General features: G+C 63.7%; 20 protein-coding genes and 1 pseudogene. 13 read left to right on the forward strand and 8 right to left on the reverse strand.

Going from position 1 to position 24,188, the window contains the following annotated elements; all coding sequences use genetic code 11:
• Positions 1 to 3: 3 nt before the first annotated feature.
• Complete coding sequence (locus ATC00_RS12760) at positions 4 to 1,053, reverse strand: LacI family DNA-binding transcriptional regulator (protein ID WP_064253034.1); 1,050 nt, start codon at positions 1,051 to 1,053, stop codon at positions 4 to 6.
• A gap of 188 nt (positions 1,054 to 1,241) precedes the next feature.
• Here ATC00_RS12760 and ATC00_RS12765 point away from each other — a divergent pair, with 188 nt between their 5' ends.
• From ATC00_RS12765 to ATC00_RS12780, 4 genes are all read left to right on the forward strand, one after another.
• Positions 1,242 to 1,793, forward strand: coding sequence for a TRAP transporter small permease (locus ATC00_RS12765; RefSeq protein ID WP_064253035.1), 552 nt, complete (start codon positions 1,242 to 1,244; stop codon positions 1,791 to 1,793).
• 103 nt (positions 1,794 to 1,896) lie between these two features.
• Positions 1,897 to 3,177, forward strand: coding sequence for a TRAP transporter large permease subunit (locus ATC00_RS12770; protein ID WP_037381802.1), 1,281 nt, complete (start codon positions 1,897 to 1,899; stop codon positions 3,175 to 3,177).
• A 37-nt stretch (positions 3,178 to 3,214) separates the two neighbouring features.
• The gene (locus tag ATC00_RS12775) at positions 3,215 to 4,228 is read left to right on the forward strand and encodes a TRAP transporter substrate-binding protein (protein WP_064253036.1); all 1,014 of its coding nucleotides are present in this window, start codon (positions 3,215 to 3,217) and stop codon (positions 4,226 to 4,228) included.
• Between the two features lie 69 nt (positions 4,229 to 4,297).
• Positions 4,298 to 5,125, forward strand: coding sequence for an HpcH/HpaI aldolase family protein (locus ATC00_RS12780; protein ID WP_064253037.1), 828 nt, complete (start codon positions 4,298 to 4,300; stop codon positions 5,123 to 5,125).
• Here the strand turns inward: ATC00_RS12780 and ATC00_RS12785 are convergent.
• A complete protein-coding gene (locus ATC00_RS12785; RefSeq protein ID WP_064253038.1) occupies positions 5,119 to 6,348 on the reverse strand; it encodes a glycosyltransferase family 4 protein in 1,230 nt (409 codons plus the stop codon). The two genes, ATC00_RS12780 and ATC00_RS12785, sit on opposite strands and share 7 nt — an antisense overlap.
• Positions 6,349 to 6,663: 315 nt before the next feature.
• On the opposite strand from ATC00_RS12785, the gene ATC00_RS12790 reads away from it, so the two are divergent.
• Entirely contained in the window at positions 6,664 to 9,207 is a 2,544-nt protein-coding gene (locus ATC00_RS12790; protein ID WP_064253039.1) for an NAD-dependent epimerase/dehydratase family protein, read from the forward strand.
• 60 nt (positions 9,208 to 9,267) lie between these two features.
• Here ATC00_RS12790 and ATC00_RS12795 read toward each other — a convergent pair whose 3' ends face one another.
• The 4 genes from ATC00_RS12795 to ATC00_RS12810 all read right to left on the reverse strand — a co-directional run bounded on the left by ATC00_RS12795 (position 9,268) and on the right by ATC00_RS12810 (position 13,739).
• Positions 9,268 to 10,158 carry a hypothetical protein gene (locus ATC00_RS12795; RefSeq protein ID WP_064253040.1) on the reverse strand — a complete coding sequence of 297 codons (891 nt, stop codon included), beginning with the start codon at positions 10,156 to 10,158 and terminating at the stop codon, positions 9,268 to 9,270.
• Between the two features lie 97 nt (positions 10,159 to 10,255).
• Positions 10,256 to 10,456 (reverse strand): DUF2905 domain-containing protein, encoded by a 201-nt coding sequence (locus ATC00_RS12800; protein ID WP_064253077.1) that lies wholly within the window; start codon positions 10,454 to 10,456, stop codon positions 10,256 to 10,258.
• Between the two features lie 179 nt (positions 10,457 to 10,635).
• On the reverse strand, positions 10,636 to 11,358 hold the full coding sequence (locus ATC00_RS12805) for a substrate-binding periplasmic protein (RefSeq protein WP_064253041.1): 723 nt from the start codon (positions 11,356 to 11,358) through the stop codon (positions 10,636 to 10,638).
• 2 nt (positions 11,359 to 11,360) lie between these two features.
• On the reverse strand, positions 11,361 to 13,739 hold the full coding sequence (locus ATC00_RS12810) for a putative bifunctional diguanylate cyclase/phosphodiesterase (protein ID WP_064253078.1): 2,379 nt from the start codon (positions 13,737 to 13,739) through the stop codon (positions 11,361 to 11,363).
• A 395-nt stretch (positions 13,740 to 14,134) separates the two neighbouring features.
• Between ATC00_RS12810 and ATC00_RS12815 the strand changes: the two genes are divergently transcribed.
• Together ATC00_RS12815 and ATC00_RS34030 are read left to right on the forward strand one after the other, a co-directional pair.
• On the forward strand, positions 14,135 to 14,839 hold the full coding sequence (locus ATC00_RS12815; protein WP_064253042.1) for an SDR family oxidoreductase: 705 nt from the start codon (positions 14,135 to 14,137) through the stop codon (positions 14,837 to 14,839).
• A gap of 78 nt (positions 14,840 to 14,917) precedes the next feature.
• On the forward strand, positions 14,918 to 15,316 hold the full coding sequence (locus ATC00_RS34030) for a GFA family protein (RefSeq protein ID WP_272937309.1): 399 nt from the start codon (positions 14,918 to 14,920) through the stop codon (positions 15,314 to 15,316).
• Positions 15,317 to 15,386: 70 nt separating this feature from the next.
• Here ATC00_RS34030 and ATC00_RS12820 read toward each other — a convergent pair whose 3' ends face one another.
• A complete protein-coding gene (locus ATC00_RS12820) occupies positions 15,387 to 16,247 on the reverse strand; it encodes an SIR2 family NAD-dependent protein deacylase (protein WP_064253043.1) in 861 nt (286 codons plus the stop codon).
• Positions 16,248 to 16,516: 269 nt separating this feature from the next.
• Here ATC00_RS12820 and ATC00_RS12825 point away from each other — a divergent pair, with 269 nt between their 5' ends.
• The 6 genes from ATC00_RS12825 (at position 16,517) to ATC00_RS12850 (ending at position 23,654) form a co-directional block, all read left to right on the forward strand.
• Positions 16,517 to 17,260: a DUF1236 domain-containing protein gene (locus tag ATC00_RS12825; protein ID WP_064253044.1), complete on the forward strand. Its 744-nt coding sequence runs from the start codon at positions 16,517 to 16,519 to the stop codon at positions 17,258 to 17,260.
• A gap of 72 nt (positions 17,261 to 17,332) precedes the next feature.
• The gene (locus ATC00_RS12830) at positions 17,333 to 17,932 is read left to right on the forward strand and encodes a BON domain-containing protein (RefSeq protein ID WP_064253045.1); all 600 of its coding nucleotides are present in this window, start codon (positions 17,333 to 17,335) and stop codon (positions 17,930 to 17,932) included.
• 104 nt (positions 17,933 to 18,036) lie between these two features.
• On the forward strand, positions 18,037 to 19,533 hold the full coding sequence (locus tag ATC00_RS12835; RefSeq protein WP_064253046.1) for a sugar ABC transporter ATP-binding protein: 1,497 nt from the start codon (positions 18,037 to 18,039) through the stop codon (positions 19,531 to 19,533).
• 17 nt (positions 19,534 to 19,550) lie between these two features.
• A complete protein-coding gene (locus tag ATC00_RS12840) occupies positions 19,551 to 20,612 on the forward strand; it encodes an ABC transporter permease (protein ID WP_064253047.1) in 1,062 nt (353 codons plus the stop codon).
• 48 nt (positions 20,613 to 20,660) lie between these two features.
• On the forward strand, positions 20,661 to 21,761 hold the full coding sequence (locus ATC00_RS12845) for an ABC transporter substrate-binding protein (RefSeq protein WP_064253048.1): 1,101 nt from the start codon (positions 20,661 to 20,663) through the stop codon (positions 21,759 to 21,761).
• A gap of 990 nt (positions 21,762 to 22,751) precedes the next feature.
• On the forward strand, positions 22,752 to 23,654 hold the full coding sequence (locus ATC00_RS12850) for a nucleotidyltransferase and HEPN domain-containing protein (RefSeq protein ID WP_064253049.1): 903 nt from the start codon (positions 22,752 to 22,754) through the stop codon (positions 23,652 to 23,654).
• 85 nt (positions 23,655 to 23,739) lie between these two features.
• Here ATC00_RS12850 and ATC00_RS30975 read toward each other — a convergent pair.
• A pseudogene (locus tag ATC00_RS30975) lies at positions 23,740 to 24,024 on the reverse strand (transposase); the annotation flags it as partial.
• Between the last annotated feature and the right edge of the window lie 164 nt (positions 24,025 to 24,188).

Consider the following 24,188-nt stretch of genomic DNA (forward strand, 5'->3'; position numbering starts at 1 on the left):
TGTTCAGGCGGTACGGGCAGGGGCACCGGTCGATGCCCTGAGGATCAGGCGGCTTTCGAGCGGCGGTGGCGGCGGCGGCGGCCGGCCGGCGAGGCAGGCGAGCAGATAATCCGCCGCCTGCCGCCCGATTTCGGCATTGTCGACGCGCATGGTGGTGAGCGGCGGATCGGTCTGCTCCGCCATCGCCACGTCGTCGAATCCGGTAATGGAGAGCTCTTCCGGCACGCTCATGCCGAGCGCGCGCGCCTCGATGAGCGCGCCGATCGCCAAGGCGTCGTTGCCACAGACGACCGCCGTCGGCCGCGGGCCCGCGGCTTCCATGATCGAGCGCAGGCTCTGGCGGCCGAAGGTAATGCTCGCCGGCCCCTCGCGCACATGCTGCGGTCTGAGCGCCATGCCTTCTTCGGCGAGCGCCGCGCGCAGGCCTTCAATACGCGCCACGACCCGGTCGTTGTCGATCGACGGCTGATGGATCAGCGCGAAATCGCGGTGGCCGAGATCGAGCAGATGACGGGCGATCCGCCGGAAGGCGGCGGCGTTGTCGAAGCCAACGCTCGGGTGAGGGGAGCCGGGCCGGTGCGAATAGGTGACCACATAGGGCACGCCGCGCGCGGCGATCGTCTCGAAAAGACCGGGACGGTGCGATTCGCCGACAACGGCCAGCGCTTCGACGCCACGCGCCAGCATCGTGCGGACCTGGTTGGCGGCCTGGTCGGCGTCGTAGTTCGAGCAGCCGATGAGCACCGTGACGCCGTCTGCCGACAAACGCGTCTGCAAGGCGCCGACCTGCGAGGCGAAGACATCGTTGTCGAGCGTCGGAATGAGGACGCCCGCGAGCCAGGTGCGACGGCTCGCCAGCGCCGCGCCGGCCGGATGCGGCATCCAGCCAAGCTCGGCCGCGGCCTTCAGCACCTTCTCGCGAATCTCCGGCGCAACCTTTTCCGGCGCATTAAAGGCGCGCGATACGGTGGCGGTCGATACCCCGGCGAGTGCCGCGACATCGAGGGCGCGGGCCCCCGTCTGTCCGTTCCGCTCTCTTCCTCCACGTCCCATGGGAATCGATCTCTCCTCAATCGATTAGGTATGTATACGCTTACATCGCCATTTCCAACCCACTTACTTTCTGTTTGACAGGTTACCTGAAAGTGCTATGTAAGCGCTTACATTCTGATCGGCTTTCAGGAGGCGGTCTTGCGCCGAGGCGCGGGACCGGGGAAGCCCTTGTCGGAGGAGGAGCTATCTTGATCGCGATCCGCAAATTCCTGCTGAACCCGGTGCAGTTCCTGCTTGCCGCCTGCCTTGCGGCCATGCTGGTCCTCGTCTTCGGCAATGTCGTGCTGCGCTATGCCTTCAACACCGGAATTTCCGTGTCGGAAGAATTATCGCGCCTGCTGTTCGTCTGGGTGGTCTTTCTCGGCGCCGCGGTGACGCTGTTCGAGCAGGCGCATCTCGGCGTCGATACGCTGGTAAGGCGGCTCTCCCGCAAGGGCCGGCTCGCCTGCTTCGTCCTCTCCAATCTGCTGATGCTCTATACGACCTGGCTGATCTTCTCCGGCACCTGGCAGCAGTTCGGCATCAATCTCGGCATGACGACGCCGGTCATGGGCATCTCCCAGGCCTGGTTCTTCGTGCCGGTGCTGATCTTCACCGGTTTTGCAGCCGCCTGGTTCTGCCTGTCGCTCATCCGCTCGCTCACGGGCCGGATCAGCGACGAGGAACTGATCGGCGTCCGGGAATCGGAAGAGGATTTCGACATCGCCCAATTGCCGCCCGGCAGCGCGCCGCTGCGCTGAGGGTGTTGCCGAGCCGTCTCCATGCGCCCTCGGCGCTTTCGAAAGTTGCAGCCGCGAGCTGAGGGACCTGGTTCTTCTGCATCTCCGGCAAAGGTGGTCCGCGATGACAATTCTGGTCTTCATCACTGCCCTCCTCGCAGCCATGGCGATCGGCATGCCGATCGCCTATGCGCTGCTCATCTGTGGCGTGGCGCTGATGGTGCAACTCGCCATGTTCGATCCGCAGATCCTGGCGCAGAACCTCGTCGGCGGCACGGACAGCTTCACGCTGCTGGCTGTTCCCTTCTTCATGCTGGCGGGAGAGGTGATGAATGCCGGCGGGCTGTCGAAGCGGATCGTGGCGCTGGCTCTGACCCTCGTCGGCCATGTACGCGGCGGGCTCGGCTATGTGGCGATCATCGCCGCTTGTGTGCTCTCGGCGCTCTCCGGCTCGGCGGTCGCCGATGCGGCCGCCCTCGGCGCGCTGCTCGTGCCGATGATGGTCAAGGCCGGCCACGACAAGGCGCGTTCCGCCGGCCTTGTCGCCTCGGCGTCTGTCATCGGACCGATCATCCCGCCGTCGATCGCCTTCATCCTCTTCGGTGTCACCGCCAACCTGTCGATCTCGAAGCTGTTCATGGCCGGCATCGCGCCTGGCCTGATGATCGGCGTCGGGCTTGCGGCCGCCTGGTGGCTTATGGTGCGCAAGGAGGCGATCGAACTCCGGCCGCGCGCCAGCGGCGCCGAGCGGCTGAAGGCGCTGCGAGAAAGCCTCTGGGCACTCGGCCTGCCGGTGATCATCATATTCGGGTTGAAATTCGGCCTGTTCACCCCGACCGAGGCCGCCGTCGTCGCCGCCGTCTATTCGATCTTCGTTGCCACCTGCATATACCGCGAGCTTAGCCTCTCCCAGCTCTACGCCGTCTTCGTCTCCTCCGCCAAGGTCACGAGCGTCGTCATCTTCCTGGTCGCGGCCGCCCTCGTCTCGGCCTGGCTGATCACCATCGCCGACCTGCCGGGGCAGGTGATCGAACTGCTCTCGCCCCTGATGGACAGCCCGAAGCTCCTGATGCTGGCGATCATGATCCTCGTCGTCATCGTCGGCACGGCGATGGACATGGCGCCGACCATCCTGATCCTGGCGCCGGTGCTGGTGCCGGTGGTGCAGGCAGCCGGCATCGACCCGATCTATTTCGGCGTGCTGTTCATCATCAACAACTCCATCGGCCTCGTCACGCCGCCGGTCGGCACGGTGCTGAACGTCGTCGCCGGTGTCTCCCGTCTCAACATGGAAACGGTGATCCGCGGCGTCACGCCCTTCATGGTCGCCCAGCTTATCGTGCTGGGGCTGATGATCGCCTTCCCCGAACTCGTCACCTGGCCCGCAGCCTGGCTGGGACGCTGAATTCAAGAAAATCGCATCGTATCAAGGAGGAAACGACATGCGTAAGACTTTGATGGCCTTGATGACCGGCCTGATGCTGGCATCCGTCGCGCCGCTCTCGGCCAGCGCCGAAATCCGCGAGCAGACGATCCGCTTCGCCAGCGCCGGCGCCGAAGGCTCGCCGCTCGTCATCGGCCAGCGCAAGTTCGCCGATATCGTCAAGGAAAAGAGCGGCGGCAAGATCGACGTCAAGGTTTTCCCGGCCGGCATGCTCGGCGGCGACCTGCAGTCGGTGACGGCGCTGCAGGGCGGGCTCCTGCAGATGTCGGTGATGAATGCCGGGCTGATGGCAAGCCTTGCGCCCGACTTCGCCATTCTCGACCTGCCCTTCCTGTTCGAATCGACCAAGGAAGCCGACGCGGTGATGGACGGCGACGTCGGCAAGACCTTCGCCAAGGAACTCGACGACAAGAACCTCGTCGTGCTCGCCTATTGGGAGCTTGGCTTCCGTAATCTCACCAACAGCCGCCGCCCCGTCGAGAAGGTCGACGACATCGAGGGCCTGAAGATCCGCGTCGTGCAGTCGCCGATCTACCTGGAAATGTTCCAGGCGCTCGGCGCCAATGCGGTGCCGATGCCGTTCCCGGAGGTCTATACGGCGCTCGAGACCGGTACCGTCGACGGCCAGGAAAACCCGGCGCCAAGCATTCTGACGGCCAAGCTCAACGAGGTGCAGAAGTACATCACGCTGACGCGCCACACCTATAATCCGATGGTGCTGCTGTTCTCGAAGCCGCTGTGGGAGAAGCTCGACCAGGAGGAGAAGGATCTGTTGCAGGCTGCAGCCACCGAGGCGGCTGCCTTCCAGCGCCAGCTCTCCCGCGATGCCGACCAGAAGGCGGTCGACGCGCTTGCCGCCTCCGGCATGACGGTCACCAAGCTGCCGCCCGAGGAAATCGCCCGCTTCCGCGAGAAGACCAAGCCGGTTGCCGAAAAATTCGCGGCTTCCGCCAATCCGGACCTCGTCAAGGCGCTGAACGAAACGATCGAGCGGGTGCGCGCCGCCAACTGAAATCTGTGATCGTATGGGGCGTGACGGCGCGCCCCATGCTTCCCCCGTCAAATTCGAGGCTGACTGTCCATGTACACACCCAACCGTCTGAAAGCCCACCTTGCCGCCGGTCACGTCGCGTTCGGATGCTGGGTCGGCGGCGGCGCGCCGACCAATGCGGAAATCCTCGGCCACGCCGGCTTCGATTTCCTTCTCGTCGACCATGAGCATGGCGTCGGCGAGACCAGCGAGATCATCGACACGCTGCGCGCCATCGAGACGACGCCCTCCCCGGCGCTGGTCAGGGTCCCCTGGAACGATCATGTCTTTTTGAAGCGGGTGCTCGACGCCGGCGTGCAGTCGGTGATGATCCCCTCGGTCGACACGGCGGAAGCGGCTCTGGCGGCGGTCCGCGCTTGCCGCTACCCGCCGCAAGGCATCCGCGGCTATGCGGCCGGCGTGGTGCGCGCCTCGACCTTCGGGCTCGAGCCCGGCTATATCCACAAGGCCAATGAAAACATGCTGATCGCCGTGCAGATCGAGTCGCACGTCGCCGTCGACAATGCCGAGGCGATCGCGGCGACCGAAGGTGCCGACATCATTTTCATCGGCGTCAACGATCTCGCCGGCTCGATCGGCCGGCTCGAGCAGACCGGCCATCCGGAGGTGCGCCAACTGGTTCAACGCGCCGAGAGGGCGATCCTCGCCTCAGGCAAGATCATGGGCACGGTGCCGAACGCCGGTGCCTCCGTCGGCGAACTGATCGACCGCGGCTATCGCATCATCGCCGGGCCTCACGACGTGGCGCTGTTGCGCGATGCCGGTCTGGCGGCGGTTGCCGAGTACCGGGCGTTGCGGCAGGCGGAGAAGGGCGGCCCACAGGCGGTCGCATCCTCGCACTTGCAGAAATCTTACTGACCGGGCCGCCCGCCGCGGGGCTCTTCCGTTCCAAGGGGCTGGGGGCCATCGAGGATCACCTGGATGGCCCCTCGGCTCTTGCCGGCGTCGGCAAGCGGCAAAGCGCTCTCGACTGCGCTTCGCCACGGTTGATGGGCGACCTCGAGGCCGATTCGATCACCTGCCGCCGCGCGCACAATTCCCGTGTCACTCCGGACGCCGGGAAGATTTCGATAGATGTCCAGATAGTCGCGCGTCATCCGCTCCGTGGTGAAGCGGCGCTCGAAGGCTGCCCGGACTCTCCGCCGGTCTAGGCTCAGGACCTCGTTCATCCTTACGACGGCGTCCTCCACCCAGTCGACGAGAACCCCCGACAGGCCGTCTTCGATGACCTCCGGGGCGGAGCCGTAGCGGAAGCCGAGCACCGGCGTGCCGCAGGCCATGGCCTCGATCATCACCAGGCCAAAGGGTTCTGGCCAGTTGATCGGAAAGAGAAGTGCGGCGGCATTGCCCAGGAACTCCGGCTTCTGGTGTTCGTCGATCTCGCCGATGAACTCGACATTGGCATGGCTCGCCACCATCGGCTCGACTACGCGTTCCCAGTAGGCGCGATCCGCCTTGTCGACCTTTGCCGCGATTTTCAGCGGCATGCCGGCCCGCGTGGCGATCTCGATGGCCCTCTCGGGGCCCTTCTCGGGTGAAATCCTGCCCAGAAAGGCCAGATAGTTGCCGGCCGGCCTTTCGGTAAACGGCAATACCGCAGCGTCCAGGCCATGATAGACGGTACCCCTCCAGTTCACCGGCGGGATGGGCCGGCGTTGGTCGTCGGATATTGAGACGAGGGGAATATCGGTAAACAGCCGATAGAAGGGCTGGAGATCGGATAAATCCAGACGCGTGTGCAGTGTCGTCACGGTCCGGTCGGCGAAATCCCTGACCAGGGGAAAATGCAGCAAATCGATATGGAAATGCAGGACGTCGAACTCCTGCGCGCGGCGGCGCACCTCCTCGAGCATGACGACGTGATGGGGAAGGAAGTCGGTCACGTCCGGATTGAGCCTGAGGGCGACCTCCGAGCAGGGCACCAGCTCGGCGGAAGTGAGCGAGTCGCCGCTCGCAAAGAGCGTGACGTCATGGCCGAGCCTGACGAGTTCTTCGGTAAGGCAATGAACAATCCGCTCCGTTCCGCCGTAAAGCTTCGGCGGAACACGTTCTGCAAGCGGGGCGATCTGGGCAATTCTCATTACTGAACTCCTGTAAAGGAGCGAAGGCGGGGGGCGGGGGCGTTCGCTCGAAAAGGGCAAGGACAATCTCTCCTGCAACAATTGCCGAAAGCGGCTCTTGTTCCCGAAGGGCAGAGGCTGGCTGCCTGCGGCTGCAGAAGCCGCTGTCATCTCGCAAATGGGTTGTGCCGAGCGCCAACGAACTGCGTGTGGCCGCGGACGATCCTCAATCGGTTTCTGGCTTGCGGCGGCGCCCCGAGCGTCCCGGACGATGTGGATCGGAACCTTCCCATCAAAGCGGCGTTTGCAACGCAACTCCCGCGAGGGTTTCAAGAAATGCCGAACGAGACAGATCGACCGACGGTCCTCATCACCGGCTCGAGTGGTTTTCTCGGACAGGCGATCGCGCGCGGCCTTCAGGACCGCTACCGCGTCATCGGCCTGGACGTGGCTGCGCCGAAAGGCGCGTCGAACCGCCTCGAGACGATCGAGATCGACCTGACCTCCGAAGACAGCGTCAAGAAGGCCGTGGAGGAGGTGCGCAAGCGGAGCGGCGGTCGCGTCGCCTCGGTGATCCACCTCGCCGCCTATTACGACACGACCGGTGAGGACGACCCGAAATATGATGCGGTCAATGTTCAGGGGACGCGCCGGCTGCTTGCGGCGCTGAAGACACTCGAGACCGAGCAGTTCATCTTTTCCAGCACCCTGCTGGTGCACGCGCCGAGCTCGGAAAAGGGCGCAAGGATCGACGAGGATGCACCGCTCGAGCCTTCCTGGGCCTATCCGCAGTCGAAGGCGGAGACGGAAGCGGTGATTGCCGACGAGCGCGGGCAGATCAAGACGGTGATCCTCAGGCTCGCCGGGGTCTACGACGAGGATTGCCGGGCCGCCTTCATCGCCCAGCAGATTGCCCGCATCTTCGAGCGGCTGCCGACCGCCTATTTGTTCACCGGCGATCTCGAAGCGGGGCAGCCGTATCTGCACAAGGACGACCTGGTCGAAGCCTTCGTGCGCACAGTCAACCGGCGCGCCGAATTGCCGGCGGAAAGCGTGATGCTGATCGGCGAGGAGGAAACGCTTTCCTATGGGGAGCTGCAGAAGCGCATCGGTCGGCTTCTGCACGGGGAGGACTGGCGCACCTTCGTGCTCCCCAAGGGGCTCGCCAAGACGGGGTCATGGATGCAGACGGAGGTTCTCGACCAGGAGAGCGACATCAGGCCGTGGATGATCGAGAATTCCGACGATCATTTCGAGATCGACATATCCCGCGCGCGCAGCCTGATCGGCTGGGAGCCGAGACACCGCCTCTCCCGCACGCTGCCGGAGATGATCCGGCGGCTCAAAGAGGATCCGACCGACTGGTACGAGAAGAACAAGCTCGAGCCCTCCACCGTCGCAGCTTCGCAGCCGGAGATCGAGCAGGCAAAACGAAGGCTCGATAAGCCGCTGGAACGCAGCCACCCGCAAGTGGAGGCCGCCGTCGAACGCCAACGGCTCCTCACCCTTTGGGCGCCGATGGCGAATGTCGCGCTGGGGCTGTGGCTCGTCGCCTCGCCGATGACGCTCGGCCTTTTCGATCCGGTGACCGTCCCGCCACCGCCCGCCCTCGGGCACGAGATCGCAGCCGCCGATATCCGCAATGCGCGGCTTGGCACCAGCGAGGTCCTGTCGGGACTGCTCGTCGTCTTCTTTGCGCTTCTCGGCATGTATCGCCGCTGGTCCTGGACACAGTGGATCACTGCCGCACTTGGCGTCTGGATCATGCTGGCGCCGCTCGTCTTCTGGACGACCAGCGCTGCCGCCTATGCCATCGACACGCTGGTCGGGCTGCTGATCCCGGTCTTTGCCGTGATGATCCCGCCGACGCCCGGCATCAGCAGCCGGGCGCTGGCGGCGGATGACGACCGGCCGCTTGGCTGGAGCTATTCGCCTTCCGCCTTCACGCAGCGCATTCCCATCGTCGCGCTCGCCTTCGTCGGCCTGTTCGTCTCACGCTATCTCGCAGCCTATCAGATGGGGCATGTCGATGGCCTCTGGGACCCGTTCTTCGGTCCGGGCGGAGCTCCCGTCCGCAACGGCAGCGAAGCGGTGGTGACGTCCTGGGTCTCGAAGGGCTTTCCGATCGCCGATGCCGGCTTCGGCGCTTTTGCCTATGGGCTCGACATCCTCGCCGGCGCAATCGGCGACCGGCGTCGCTGGCGCACCATGCCATGGATGGTGCTGCTCTTCGGCCTGCTGATCATCCCGCTCGGCGTGGTCAGCGTCTCCTTCATCATCATCCAGCCGCCGCTGATCGGCGCGCTCTGCACGCTCTGCATCGTCCAGGCGGCCGTCACCGTCGTGCTGATCCCCTATTCGATCGACGAGGTGCTGGCCGCCGTGCAATATCTCTGGCGGGCGACAAAGGCGGGCGAGCCGTTCTGGCGCACCTTCTGGGTGGGCGGCCCGGCCTTGTCCGAAAACCAGTCGCCGGCGCCCGATCTCGACCGGCCGGCTTCCGAACTTCTGAAGGAGTTCATTACCGGCGGGGTGAACTTCCCGTGGACGCTGGTGGCAAGCGTGGGTCTCGGCGCGATGCTGATGACGACACCGCTGATCTTCGGCAGCTCTCCGCCGCTCTATTACAGCGATCATGTGGTCGGCTGTCTCGTCATCATGGTCGCCGTCACGGCAATGGCCGAGGTGGCGCGTCCGGTGCGCTTTCTCAATGTCGCGCTCGGCGCCTGGGTCGCCGCCTCACCGTTCCTGCTTTCCGGTGGCGGCACCGTTGCAAGTGTGGCGGATATCCTCGCCGGCCTCGGCCTGATCGCCCTCAGCCTGCCGCGCGGGACGCGCAGCGAGGAGCATTACGGCGGCTGGGATCGGGCGATTGTCTGATTTGCCCGCCCCTGAGGCATCGCTGCCACGGGGCCAAGCTCAGGGCCGGTTTTGTCCCGCTCATGACACGTCCGTCAGCCCATCGAGGCGACGCGTGCCGTACCAGCCGCCGAGCCAGGCGGCGGCGGCGCCGAGCAGCAGCGAGAAGAAGCCGAGAAATGCGCCGCTGGAGACGACGGTCGCGGCCGTATCCGCCGCATCGGCGGCCTTCCGTCGCGCATCCTCGACAGCCGAACGATAGGTCTGCTCGTACTCGTCGACGCGGGCGCGGGCCTGATCCGGCGGGATGTTCTGGGCCCGCGCAAGGGCTTGCGCTGCATGGTTGCGCGCCTCTTCCGCCTCTGACTCGTTGCCGGTGACGAGGGCGCGGATCGACGCCACGGCAGCATCCCGCACAGCGGCGGGATCATCGCCGCCGATCGTCTCGCGGATCTGCCGCTCGACGTCGGCGAAAGGGTCGTTTGCGGTCGAAAGGGCAGGTGCCGCCGTTGTTGCGACCGTCGCAACGGTGCGCCCGGCGCCGCCAACCACCGAGGAGAGGCCGCTCAGCGCGCCCCCGAGCAGCGTGCCGACCGAGGTCGTCAGCAGATAAACGACGATCAGTGTGGTCACCGCCCAGCTCGTCAGCCCGTGATAGGCCCCCGTCGTCGTACCGGAACGCCCCGACAGGCGGCTGGCCGCATAGCCGCCGGCGAAGGCGGAGACGATGCCCGATAAAGCGAACCAGATGGCGCTGGCGATCGAGAAGGTGCCGGGACCCGGGTTGTCACCGCTGCCAGGGTCGAAGGCCGCCGCTCCGAGGCCGACGCCGAGGAGATTGAGCAGGAACTGGGCTGCCAGCGCCAGGACGACGCCGGCGAAGATCGCCGCCCAATCGAGCTTCCTCGGCGCCATGGAGACCAAAGGCTCGGCAGGCGCTGTTGCGGGACTCGGATAGATCGGGTCGCTCATGAAAAGCTCCCTTGGAATTCAGGATGTTATCTTTCCAGCACTTAACCGAGGGAAACCGGATTCGTTCCTTTCCTGTAACGGCGGTCGTGCGCGAGCCCTACCGGTTAGTGAGCCAGAGGACGACCGTCAGCAGGATGCTGACGATGAGGCCGGTGGTGATCGGGATATAGATGGAGACGTTTTCGCGCACGATCAGAATGTCGCCCGGCAGCCTGCCGAAGCCGATGCGCGTCAGCCAGGGCCAGAGAATACCGACGGCGACGATGATGAGGCCGATGATGATCAGGATACGGGACATCTGTCGCAGCCTCTTCCCGAAGGCGTGAACTCCGCCGATCATATAGCGCCGTCCGCCGGCGGCCTACATCGCCGCGCGTCTTTTCAGACGCGCAAAGGACGCTGTAACACTTTGAATATACGCATCTTCCCTTCCAAAAATCGATTCCGATTTTCGGGCCGATGCGCTAGACCAGCGGCCTACTTCTGCTCTTCGCTTGCGAGGCCGTATTTCTCGAACAGGCGTGCCTGCGTGCCGTCGGCGATGACCTTGTCGAGGCCCTTCTGCATCCGGCCGATGAGCTCGTCCGGTATGGAAGGATTGCAGGCGATCGAGTAGATGTCCTCGGCAAGGACGACCGTCGATTCAATCGGCGCTCCGTCGCGCTTCAGCTTGTCGAAATATTTCTCCGAGATCGGCATCAGGTCGATGCGACCGGTGAGCAGCTTCTTGAGCGTCAGTTCCAGGTCGGTGGCGAGATCGATGCGCGGAAAACCGTTCTCCTCGAGAATCGTTTGGGTGAAGTCGTCGCGCTGGGTGCCGACCTTGAAAGCTTTCGCCTCGTCGAGCGTCTTCGGATCGACGGGCGAGCCCGCCTTGCGGATCAGCACCGTGCGGCTCTTCAGGAGAGGCTCGACCCATTTGAAGCGACCGTGGCGCTCCTGGTTGTGGACGGTGGTGAAAACGCAATGCATCTCCTGGCTCTCGGCCAGGAAGAGCGCCCGGGCCCAGGGCATCATCTCCATCGTGTATTTTAGACCTGCATCGTCCATGAGAAGCCGGACCTGCTCGACTGAAGCGCCCTTGTAGACTTCGCTTTCGCGAAAATTGAAGGGCGGGTAGGATTCGGTCACGAATTTCACCTCCGCGGCTTGGGTGGCGAGCGGAAAGAGAAGTGTCATCAGGAGGAAGAGCTGTTTCATCGTCAGGTCCCTGGCACGGCCAGCAGCGGCCGGTGCTCTATCTGAAGTCCGGAAAGAATGTCGGTGACGGGCTGGGGACGCCCGAGGAAATACCCTTGCCCGCAGTTCACTTCCATGGAGAGGAGCGTGCTCAACTGCTCGTCGGTCTCGATGCCCTCGGCGACGACCTGGCAATTCAGTTCCTTGGCGACCATTTGAATGCCGGCGATGAGCTTTCGCACCCGCCGGCGGACCGTTTCGCTGTCATCGGTCAGCGACCGGGTGAAGGCCTGGTCGATCTTGATGATGCTGACCGGGAAATGGACGAGATAGCTGAGTGAGGAATAGCCGGTGCCGAAATCGTCAAGAGCGATCTTCATCCCGGCGCCGCTCAGCGCGCCAAGGACGTCACGAATGTCGGGGCTGTGATGCATCAGCACCGCTTCGGTGATCTCGATGACGATGCGGCCCGGGGGGATTCCCCATTGCATCAGGGTCGCAGCCGTGGCGGCCGGCAGTTTCGGGCAGAATTGCAGCGGCGAGAAGTTGACGGCGAGATAGGCGTTTTCGAGGCCCGGAACGCAGGAGAGGCGGGCGAGGTGGGCCACGGCCTTTTCGAAGATGCGCTCGCCGATCTTGAGGATCGCGCCGGTTTCTTCGGCGACCCGAATAATGTCCGCCGGCGGCAGTACGCCGTGTTCCGGATGGTTGAGGCGCATCAGCGCTTCGAAGCCGGCGACCTTCCCGAGTTTGAGATCGACGATCGGCTGCAGATGGACGTCGAACCAGTCCTGCCTGAGCCCGTCCTCGATATAGGTGTCGATCTTCAGCCTATCCTGCGCAAGGCTCGCGATCAGAGGGTCGAAGAGTTTCGCGCCGTTCTTGCCATTGTGCTTGCGGGCGTACATCGCCATGTCCGACTTCTGCAGCAGCTCGGCGGCGCTCCTGGCCTGGGCAGGATAGAGCGCGATGCCGATGCTGGCGCTCAGCGACAGCGAGTTGCCGTCCACCACCACCGGCTCCGAGCAGGCGGCGGCGATGCGCTCGGAGATCTGCAGGGCGGCGTTCTCAGCCTTCGCTGCGGGGATCAGCACGACGAATTCATCGCCGCCGAGGCGCCCGACCTTGTCTTGGCCGCGCACTTGAGCGCGGATGCGGCCGGCGATCTGCCGCAAGACCTCGTCGCCGGCAGCATGACCGAGATTGTCGTTGATCGGCTTGAAGCGGTCGAGGTCGATGAGCAGACAGGCGAGTTCTCCGCCGTCCGCGGCCGTCTGCTGAATCGCCGCGTCGAGCGCCGTCTCGAAGCCGGGGCGGTTGAGGAGGCCGGTCAAATGGTCGGTGATCGCCTGCACATGGTTGCGCTGTTCGGCGGTCTTCAGTTCCGTGACATCGGTCATGACGGCGAGCGACAGCGTCTCGTCCGCCTCGAAGGCCTGCGCCTCCTTGATCAGGACGTCGATCAGCCGTCCGTCGGCGCATCTGAACTTGACGGTGACCGTGGCGCCTTCCACGTCTTCGCTCGCCCGGCGCCTGCGGTTCTCGTAGGCGCGGCGCGTCGCCGGGTCGAGAAAATCGGCGAAAGGGCGGCCGATGACCGTTTGGCGATCATAGCCGGTGGCGAGCAGCCAATAGTCGCTCACCGCCGTCAGGCGATCGTCGTCATCGATCGAATAGAGCTTCGCCGGCGTGAGGTTGTAGAGGCGCGTCGTCTTCTGATGGGCACGTTTGAGATCGTTTTCCTCCTGGGCGAGGCGCGCCTGCATCTCGTTGAAGTTGGCAGCCAGCATTCCCATTTCGTCGGCCGATACCCAGTCGACCACATGGCGCGACCCGAGCCGGCGCGTCGCCTCGATGGCGTGCGTCAGGCGGAGCAGCGGCCGCGTCACCATCAGGCGGTTGCCCAGGATGGCCGCCGCGGTGATGATCACGATCGCAAACAGAAAGATGCCGATATAGACGGCATCGTCGAACTCGAAATCGGAGCGGAGGTCGCGCTGCCGCAGCGCGATTTCCAGGCTGCCGACAGTCTTGGTGCCATCGACCGAGCGGTAGTGGACGGGGGTGGACAGGATCTCACCGGGCGCATCCTTATCGCGGGTGCGCTCCGGCAGCCTGACGTCGAGCCCGCCGGCGACCTCGTGGACCCGGACGGAAACCACTGAACGATCGGCGAGAATCGTGCCGGCGATCTGCCGGACGCTTTCCTCGTCGAAATCCCAGAGCGGCTTGCCGAGGGCAAGAGAGTTGGCCTTGAGCAGGACCTGGCCATGATCGATGACGTCGCGATAGGCGCGCTCGTTCGAAAGGTAGAAGAAGAGCGCGAAGAGCGGGGCGATCAGCAGCAGGAGAGCGCTGGAGACGATCAGTATGAAGCGGCTCTCTACCGAATGCGTATTCATTCTAAATGCCCAGGACCACACCGCATCGAAGGCCGATGCGAGGTGCATCGCGGCCTTGCCAATTCTAGGGTCCGATCTCCGCTCTGCGGCAGGCGCCGAAGCGATCTGTCGCCAATCCTCAGTATGCGAGCAGGAACGAACCGAGCCCATGGTCCATTGAAAACATTAGACTTCGGTAAATAACGCGCCCTGCTGATAGCCTGATCGCGCTGGAATATCCGAATTGCGCAGATGTCGCGGACGTCGTTCCGAAATCGGGCTCTATTCGCGACGTCCGTTGGCGGTTGGCGCGGCTCTGGCGATGAGCCAGTCCCGCATCGATCGGACGCACTCGGCTTTGCGCGGGCCGCACGGCATGTCAAACTCGGCCGAATCGACAGGCGAAAGGACAGGTTATGGCACAGGACAGAGTGGCGCTCGTGACGGCAGGCGGCAGCGGCATGGGGGCGGCAGCGGCGCGGCGGCTCGCCGCGGACGGCTACAGGGTCGCGGTTCTTTCCTCCTCCGGCAAGGGCGAGGCGCTGGCCAAGGAACTCGGCGGCGTCGGGGTCACCGGCTCGAACCAGTCGAACGAGGACCTGAAGACGCTCGTCGATCTTGCCTTCTCGACCTGGGGGCGGATCGATGTGCTCGTCAACAGCGCCGGTCATGGGCCGCGCGCACCGATTGTCGAAATCAGCGACGACGATTGGCACAAGGGACTCAACACCTACCTGATGAACGTCATCCGCGCGGTGCGGCTGGTGACGCCGATCATGCAGGGCCAGGGCTCGGGCTCGATCATCAACATCTCGACGGCCTGGGCCTTCGAGCCTTCGGAGATGTTTCCGACCTCCGCGGTCTTCCGCGCCGGGCTCGCCGCCTACACGAAGATTTATGCGGACAGCTATGCCAAGGACAATATTCGCATGAACAACGTCCTGCCGGGCTGGATCGACAGCCTGCCGGCCACCGAAGCCCGCCGCGACAGCGTGCCGATGAAGCGCTACGGCACGAGCGAGGAGATCGCCGCCACCGTCGCCTTCCTCGCTTCCGAGGGCGCCGGCTACATCACGGGCCAGAATATCCGGGTCGATGGCGGGCTTACCCGCTCAGTGTGAGATCGAGTGATCCTGACGTAAGAGCGAGAATCGGGACTGCGGCTCTCGAGGGAGTCCGGCGTGATTCAGGAGATGGCGATGATAGCTGGCGGTTGTTTGTGCGGTGCGGTGCGCTACGAGTGCGAGGGTGATCCGGATTGTTCATTGGTCTGCTATTGTCGGGATTGCCAAAGGGCTTCCGGTTCGGGCCATGTCCCCGCGATGAGCATGCCACGAAAGAAGGTAACGATTAGCGGCAAGACAAGAAGCTACGCGGCTCGGGGAGGGAGCGGGAAGATGACAGTCCGCCACTTTTGTCCCACCTGTGGCAGTCTTCTCTTCAGCACGCCCGAGGTAATTCCCGACTTCGTAAACATCTACGCGGGCACGCTCGACGATCCCTCGGTGTTCAAGCCGACGTGGTCATTCTTCCGGCACAGCCATGCTCCTTGGGATCGCGTGCCAGACGACTTGCCAGAGCTACCGGTTTCCACCTGACAGTGCGCATTCGAGTCTGAGGCGCGCCGACATTGTGCTTTTGACAGCAGAGGAAACTGGCACAGTCGAATCATGCACCAAGCGTTAGTTTCTGGGACTTGGGCCTAGTCTCACGATAGCCCACCTCTGAGCAAAGGGCACGAATGAAAGCGAGCAGCGCCTCCTGAGGGTTGGGCCCTTCTCCGTCGAGCACCGTCACGCCCCAGTTGCTCAGGACCGCCTTCTGCACCGGATTGGGCCGATACATGAAGACGTAGGATTGCGGCCGGTCGCTATCGTAGCCGGATCTCCGCCAGGTGCTCCAGATACGGTGCAGGAGCAGCCTGATATTGAGATCTGACATGCTGTAGCCGATGAAGAGCACAGTCGCTCCGAGGACATCGCTGCGGAAGCGCACATCGAGCGGCGAGTCAAACGACAGCCGGTTGAAATAGTCGGTCTCGGTCAGGACGAGCGTTTCGACATCGTCGAAGTCGCCGTGATATTTGATGATCTGCGTCACTCCGGCAGGAGCGCTGGCCATGTCTCTAGCGTGGCTGACTTTCGCGTGGGGCTTGCCGTGAACCTCGTAGGCCACCTCGAGATTGCTGTCGTAATTGGTGGTGTAGATGATCGGGAAATCGAGGCTGACGATCAGACGATGCAAGGCGGATTTCCTGATGCGTTCCGGCGAGACGCACCAACTCTTACGCATCCATTCACAGAGCGCATCGATATTTCCATGGTCCAGCCGGTAGCACTCGGCGATCGTTTGATAGGTAACGTCCTGGCCCTTCATCACGGAGCGATCGAGATCGAGGTCCTTCAGCATGTGGTCGATCAGCGTCTTCCAGGATGGCAAGCCAACGCTCATCGAAACGCCGGCGCCAACGAACAACACCGCGTGCCGCCGTTTCAACGCCGAGGCGATGGCCTTCAGATGCTGCTTCATTTTCACTCTCGTCTTCAGCCTGGCTGCCTTCAACCCGGCCCGCGGCAAGTTGTTCCAACGGGCCAAAGCCGCGCCTCCACGCTGCGCGCCGCCTCCACAATCAATGGCTGAAATAAGTACGAACAGCGGAGCAACGGTTCGGGAACGAAATGTCATGCCCTACTCCTTATGGATTAGGGCAAACTCCGGTTGGGCAAGAACCTCCAGGGAACAAACTTTTCGCCTCGCGGTTGGCCAGCGGAAGGGACTGTGTATCTGGAGAACAGTCGATGAAAGGCATCCTTATCAAAAGCGCCCTTGCCTTGAGCCTGGGCGTCGCCTACGGGCCGGCGCTCGCGCAGACGGAGCAACCGGCGCAGGGGCAAACGACCGCGTGCCCGGAGGGCACAGAATGTCCGCAAGGCGGCGCCGAACAGGGCCAGCAACCCGATGCTGAGGGCGGAGCGACCCAACAGGGTGGCGAAGCGACTGGTCAGCAGGGCCAGTCAGGCGAGCAACAGTCGCAGCCCGAGCAGGGCGGCACCGACACGCAGCAGCAAACGGAAACCGGCACGCAGCAGCAGCAACAACAGCAGCAAGGCCAGGATAGTTCCGGTCAGCAGCAAGAGACCGACAGCGATGCTTCCAAGTCCGGGACGGAACAAGAACCTGCCCAAGGCGAGACCCAGCAGAAGGGCGAGACCGAGCAGCAGCAGTCGGGTGAAGGTGAGCAGCAGAAGACCCAGGAAGGCCAGGCCTCGGGCTCGTCCACGGAGGTCGACGTGACGGTGGAGCAGAAGACCGAGATCACCCAGATTATCAAAGAAGAAAAGGTCGAGCCGATCGACATCGACTTCGATGTGTCGGTCGGCGTTGCCGTTCCGGAAACCGTCAAGGTCAAGCTGAGGCCGGTCCCGGCGCGCGTCATCAAGATCGTGCCGAGATACGAGGGCTATCTGTTCTTCGTCCTCGCCGACGGCCGGATCGTCATCGTCGAACCGTCGTCGCTGAAGATCGTCGTCATCCTGGCGTAGCGATCGGCGCACACACCGATGCTCGCCGGATCGACCGGCGGGCATTTCTTCCAAGAGGTCGGAGGAGGGTGGATGAAAGACAATTGGCAGGACCAGAGACGAAATCCAGCCCGTGCCGAGCCGCGGCGCGGCCGTCGCGATGGATGGCATGGCGGATCGTTCCGCGAGAGGGGTTTTGACGAGGAGCGGTGGGATCGCCGGGGCGACCGGAGCGGCGAAGGCGTATGGTCCGCGGAGGCGCTGCGACATCCGGACCGCGGCCGCGGCGATCCTCATGGCCTCTCGGGTCGGGATCTGGCGCACCGCATCGAGGCTCTCGGTTCCTTCGATCCTTACGAGAATGTGCCGCCCTTCCGGAACCGCTCCGGCCAGGAGGACTGGCCCGCCGGCCGCAGGAGCCGCGAGGAAGAGGGGAGCTTCCGGGGAAAAGGGCCGCGCGGTTACAAACGATCCGATGCGCGGATCGCGGAAGACGTCAACGACCGGCTGACCGAAGACCCATGGCTCGACGCTTCCGACATCGAAGTCTCGGTTTCGAACGGCGAAGTGACCCTCGGCGGTGTCGTTTCCGGCCGAAAAGACAAGTGGCGGGCGGAGGACTCCGCGGAAGCCGTTTCCGGGGTTTCCCATGTCCAAAACAACCTTAGGGTGAGACCTGCAAGAGCGCGATAGTACCGGCGCGAAGCCACAAATCCGGCGTTGCGTGGATACCCCCTTGACCAGCATGTTATCGATAACATAAGCTCCTCCTCAACCAGCGGCTTTGGGAGGAGCGCATGGATCATCAAAAGCTCTTGGAGTTCCGCTCGATCACCAAGGAGTTCGGCGGCACGCGGGCATTGTCCCAGGTCTCGCTCGATCTCCAAGCCGGTGAAATCCTTGCGCTTCTCGGCGAGAACGGCGCTGGCAAGTCGACCCTGATCAAGACGCTCGCCGGCATCTACCGTCCCGATGGCGGCGAGATCCGATTCCGCGGCGAGCCCTATGTCAACCAGCCGCCGAAGCCGAACAAGCGGCAGCCGGTGGCCTTCATCCACCAGGACCTCGGCCTCATCGAATGGATGACGGTCGCCGAGAATGTCGGTCTGGCGCAGGGCTTTTCCATGCGGACGCGGCTGATCGACTGGCGTCGGACCGAGGAGCGGGCGCGCGAGGCGCTGCATCTCGTCGGTTGCGATTTCGATCCCTCGACCCGCGTTCAGGCGCTGACCCGCACGGAAAAGTCGCTGGTGGCGATCGCACGCGCCTTGGCCGTCGAGGCCGACGTGCTGGTGCTGGACGAACCGACGGCGAGCCTTCCGGCGGACGAGGTGGAGCGGCTCTTCGATGCCATCCGGCCGCTGAAAGAGCGCGGCGTCGCGATGATCTACGTTTCGCATCGGCTCGACGAGATCTTCCGCATCGCCGATCGCGTCGCGGTGCTGCGCGACGGCCGTCTCGTCGGCCAGAAGCCGGTTGCGGAGACGACGCCGGACGAGCTCATCGAGATGATCGTCGGACGCAAGGCCGACCAGCTCTTCGTCAAGGCGCAGAGCCGGCCGGGCGAAGCGGTGGTCAGCGTCAGGCAGCTTGCCTGCCAGGGCGTCGGGCCGGTCTCCTTCGATGTGCTCAAGGGCGAGCTCATCGGCCTCGTCGGCCTGCGCGGCGCCGGCCAGGAACTGGTCGGGCGTGCCCTGTTCGGCTGCCAGCCGTTTTCGGGAACGGTGACGATCGGCGGCGAGCTGCCCGATTTAACGAGCCCGGTGGCGGCGATGCGCTCCGGCGTTGGCCTGATCGCCCGCGACCGCACGGAGGAATCGGTCGCCATGTCGCTGTCGCTGCGCGAGAATACTTTCCTCAATCCGCAAGCTTCCGGCCGCGGCCTGTTTTCGGTTCTCGCGCCCTCAAGGGAGGCTGCCATGGCGGAGGCGATCGGCGACAGCGTCGGGCTGAGACCGAACGACCAGAGCCTGCCGATCGAGGCGCTGTCCGGCGGCAACCAGCAGAAGGTCGTGGTCGGGCGCTGGCTGGCAACCGGCCGCAAGCTGCTTGTCGCCGAAGACCCGACCGCGGGTGTCGACGTCGGCGCCAAGGCTGACATCTATCGGCTGATCGCCCGGGCGCTCGAGGCGGGGCTCGCCGTCGTCGTCGTCTCGACCGATTTCGAGGAAATCGCCCATATCTGCCATCGCGCCCTGGTGTTTTCTCGTGGTCGCATCGTCCGCGAGCTCAAGGGCGAAGCATTGACGACCGCGGCGGTGATTGCCGCCGCCTCGGCCTCCGAAGCCGCCTGAGTTTCCGGGAGAAGAACATGCAGTCGATCGAATCCACCGCGCTTGAACCGACCCGCGGCGAGCTTGCCGGACTGAGTCTCGCACAGAAGCTTATCCGCTTCCTGCCGGTCTACGGCCTCGTCATCCTGACGCTGCTGCTGATCGTGCTGTTCTCGCTGCTCCTGCCGCAGACCTTTCCGACGGTCCTCAATGTCCGCTCGATCATTTCCGACAAGGCGATCATCGCCATCCTGTCGCTGGCGGCGATGATCCCGATGGCCTCCGGTCGCATCGACCTCACGGTCGGCTACGGGATCGTGCTCTGGCATATCCTGGCGATCAGCCTGCAGACGATGTTCGGTGTGCCCTGGCCGATCGCCGTCGTGATCGTGCTGCTACTGGGCGCGCTGACCGGGTTCCTGAACGGCCTGCTCGTCGAGGTGGCGCGGATCGACTCCTTCATCGCCACGCTCGGCACCGGAACCATCCTCTATGCGCTGGCGCTCTGGCACACCGGCGGCCGGCAGGTGGTCGGTGTCCTGCCGGAAGGCTTCTATGCGTTGAACGGCACGATGGTGCTCGGCCTGCCGATCACCGGCTTCTACGTGCTCATTCTCGCGGTCGTGCTGTGGCTCGTGCTCGAATATCTGCCGATCGGCCGATATGTCTACGCGATCGGCGCCAATCCCAAGGCGGCCGCCTTGAACGGCATTCCGGTGCGCCGCTTCGTCATCGGCGCCTTCGTCTCCTCGGGCACGCTCGCCGCGCTGGCCGGCGTGCTGCTCGCCTCGAAGCTCCGGATCGGCCAGGCGAGTGTCGGCCTCGAATATCTGCTGCCGGCACTCGTCGGGGCCTTCCTCGGCTCGACCACCATCAAGCCCGGCCGCGTCAATGTCTGGGGCACGATGATCGGCGTGATCATTCTGGCTGTCGGCATCTCCGGCATCCAGCAAGTCGGCGGCTCGTTCTTCGTTGAACCGCTTTTCAACGGCGTCACGCTGCTCGTGGCGATCGGCATTGCCGGCTATGCGCAGCGCAGGCGCGGGATTGTCGCCCGCAAACCGCCGCCGGTAACCGTCGACCCGGCCGGCAAGAAGTAACACTTCAGAAATCTGCATATCAAAGCAAACCCAAGGGAGGACGGGTATATGAAACGCAGGACTTTCATGACAGGCACGGCTGCGGCAATCGCGCTGATAGGCGCCAGTGTCGCCTTTGCCGATCCGATGGCCGATGCCGAGGCGATCGTCACCAAATACGCCAACAAGGTGACCGCCTGGGACGGTCCGGCCGCGGGTCCGAAGGCGCAGGAGGGCAAGACCATCGTCGTGCTCGCCGGCGACCTGAAGAACGGCGGCATTCTCGGGGTCACTACCGGGGTCGAGGAGGCTGCCGCGGCGATCGGCTGGGAGGTGAAGGTGATCGACGGTGCCGGTTCGATCGGCGGCCGCACGGCGGCCTTTGGCCAGGCCATGGCGCTGAAGCCGGCCGGCATCATCATCAACGGCTTCGACGCCGTCGAGCAGGCTCCGGCTCTGGAGCAGGCCAAGGCCGCCGGTATCCCCCTCGTCGCGTGGCACGCCGGCCCGGTGATCGGGCCGGACGAGAAGACCGGGCTCTTCGCCAACGTCAGCACGGACGCGATGGAAGTGTCGAAGGCAGCCGCCAACTGGGCTTTCGTGGACGCCAAGGGCAAGCCCGGCGTGGTAATCTTCACCGACTCGACCTATGCGATCGCCATTGCCAAGGCCGACAAGATGAAGGCCGAAATCGAAGCGCTCGGCGGCAAGGTGCTCGAATATGTCGACACGCCGATCGCCGAGACGTCGCAGCGCATGCCGCAGCTGACCACCTCGCTCCTGCAGAAATACGGCGACCAGTGGACCCATTCGCTGGCGATCAACGACCTCTATTTCGACTTCATGGGACCGTCTCTCGCCGCCGCCGGCAAGGGCGGCACCGATGCGCCGATCAACGTCGCCGCCGGCGATGGCTCGGAGTCCGCCTATCAGCGAATCCGCGCCGGGCAGTTCCAGAAGGTGACGGTCGCCGAGCCGCTCAACCTGCAGGGCTGGCAGCTCGTCGACGAGCTGAACCGCGCCTTCGCCGGCGAAAAATGGTCGGGCTACCTGTCGCCGCTGCACGTGGTGACGGCCGACAATGTCGAGTTCGACGGCGGCCCGAAGAACACCTTCGATCCCGACAACGGCTATCGGGATCAATACAAGAAGCTCTGGGGCAAGTTGTAATCTCCCAGGACTGGGGCACCGCGAATGGTGCCCCCTTTTTTCTCCGTGACCAAGGAAGATCCTCGACGCAAGATCTCGAGGGCGCATCCGGCAGTGGCGAGTGTTCGACATGAGGTTCTGCTTGCCGGTGCCACAAAGGCAGATTGAGCCATATAGACAAGTTCGACCACTGGAACCTCGGCACCTACAATTCGGCGATACAGGCAGTGATTGCGCCCGCAATCGAATTCCACAGGAGGATCGGCGCGGAGAAGATGCATGCGCGGCTACACGCGCTCACCCGTTACTGGATATCGCTCGCCAGTGACATTCTCGGTTTTAGGCTGCATACGGCCACCGACACCGACAGCCTTGGGGCAATCACCTTGTTCTCGATCGCCGGCCGAGATGAAGGAGCTCGAACGGGATCTGGAAGCATCACGTGCACGAAAAGTATCGCAAGGTGGAGCTGTCGAGGGCATGCGAGTTTCTCCGCACATCTACTTGCTGAAAAGCGATCTCGATACGTTTGCCACGGCACTGCGAGCCGCATTGGAGTGAAAGCCGCTCGCGCGCAGAGCGCGCATCATCGTCCGGGAGCATCACGGCCGTTAGGTCGATCCGCGAAGCCACAGAGGCACTCCAGCGCATATCTGCCTCGTCCGGTGTCCCGTAAGCCGCGGCCTCGCGCAAAGCGCCAGATCGGCATGGTGGTATTGCCGTGCATCGGCTCCCTGCGCGTTTGACGGGAGTCCAGCACCGGATTCTCGGGCACCTGCAATTGCGCCCGGGCCGCGTTAGCGAGTGATGTGCCGTCGAAGCCGATCACGGAAAATCCGCTCGGACAGCGGGTGCCCCGGCACCGAGCAACGGCAACGATCGGGCGCGACACGCGGCCGGCCCGAAGCAGGCTTTGAATGGGGCCGTGGAGTTTCCGGCGCGGAGCGAGAAGGCTAGATCCGATGAACTCCCGCGGTAGACGGCGAGTCATGTTTGCCGTATCGGTTGTGCATGAGATCGAGCCTTGAACATCTGCCGGAGGAGAAGCAGCGCGAACTTGCCCGTGTCGTCGAAATCATCCATGAGGAGTTCGCCGACGCACTCGAGGGAAGCTCGGCTGCCTTCAAGAAGCGCGGGCGGATCCTGAAGATTATTCTCTTCGGCTCTTATGCCCGCGGCACTTTCGTCGACGAGCCGCACACGATGAAGGGTTACCGCTCCGACTATGACATCCTTGTCATCGTCAATTCGAAGAAGCTTGCCGAACCGCAATATTGGGACAAGGCGACCGACCGGCTGATGTGGGACAAGGGGATCTCGGCGCCGGTCAGCCCGATCGTCCATGGTGCCCGGGAGGTGAACAACTTCCTTGCCGATGGTCAATACTTCTTCGTCGACATCCTGCGCGAGGGCATCGTCCTCTACGAACTCGATGATCGGCCGCTGGCGGAGCCAAAGCGGCTCTCGCCCGCCGATGCCCTTAGGGTGGCAAAGGAGCACTTTGAGAGGCGCTTTCCGGACGCTAAAGACTTTATGCATATGGCGAAATTCCTCGTTCAGAAGGGAAATCCCAGATTAGCGGCGTTCCAATTGCACCAGAGCATCGAGGCCTCCTACTCGTGCTTTCTGTTGACTCTCACAAACTACAGCCCGCCTTCGCACAATTTGAAGTTCCTTCGAGGACTCGCCGAGGATCACGATCGTAGGCTCGTCGATGCATGGCCGCGCGACCAGCATCGCTTTACTGCCTGGTACAACATCCTCAATGAGGCCTACGTCAAGGCGCGCTACTCGAAGCACTTCGAAATCACCGACGAAGCGCTTGATTGGCTTCTTGAGCGGACCGAATCTCTTCACCGGCTTGTCGAGGGGATCTGTGCGGAGAGGCTGGCGGAGTTGGCGCAGCGGGCGTGACCTGACATCTGTTTTCAGAGCTCGCTAGTGCTTCGTCGCCTCCATTCTGAAAAGGGCGGAGAATATTAACTCGGCCGACGGCTATCTTCCCGGCCATGCGCCGCGGCTCCAGGAACGACGGGAAGTAGGGGCCTTTCCTGAACTTCGGAATGCGCAGCTCGACCGTGCCGGCCCGCGTATCCCAGTCGCGGTCGCGATAGCAGTTGCGTTGGCCAGCCGCAGCCGGGTCTTCTCGCCAAAGGCGGCGCCGGTGGCGGCCCCCACCTCAAGCTCCATCAGGCGCTCGGCGGCGAAGCCGATTATCTCGCGCAGGAGATCGCAATCGGGGGTCTTCTCCAGGCGCGCGCAGGTTCATCATGTCGTCGGTCATCGATGGTTCCTTCGAATCAGGTTGGTGTCAGCAACCCGACCCTACCGAAGACCATCGATAACCACCGCTATGCCGCACGCTCACTACGGCGCTCCTATGACGATCACGACTGATTGTGCTCATAGTAATTCTGGCACCAAAATTGATGCCGTTACAAGATCGGG

It is taken from the genome of Sinorhizobium americanum (assembly GCF_001651855.1).
In the GTDB taxonomy this organism is placed as follows: Bacteria; Pseudomonadota; Alphaproteobacteria; order Rhizobiales; family Rhizobiaceae; genus Sinorhizobium; species Sinorhizobium americanum.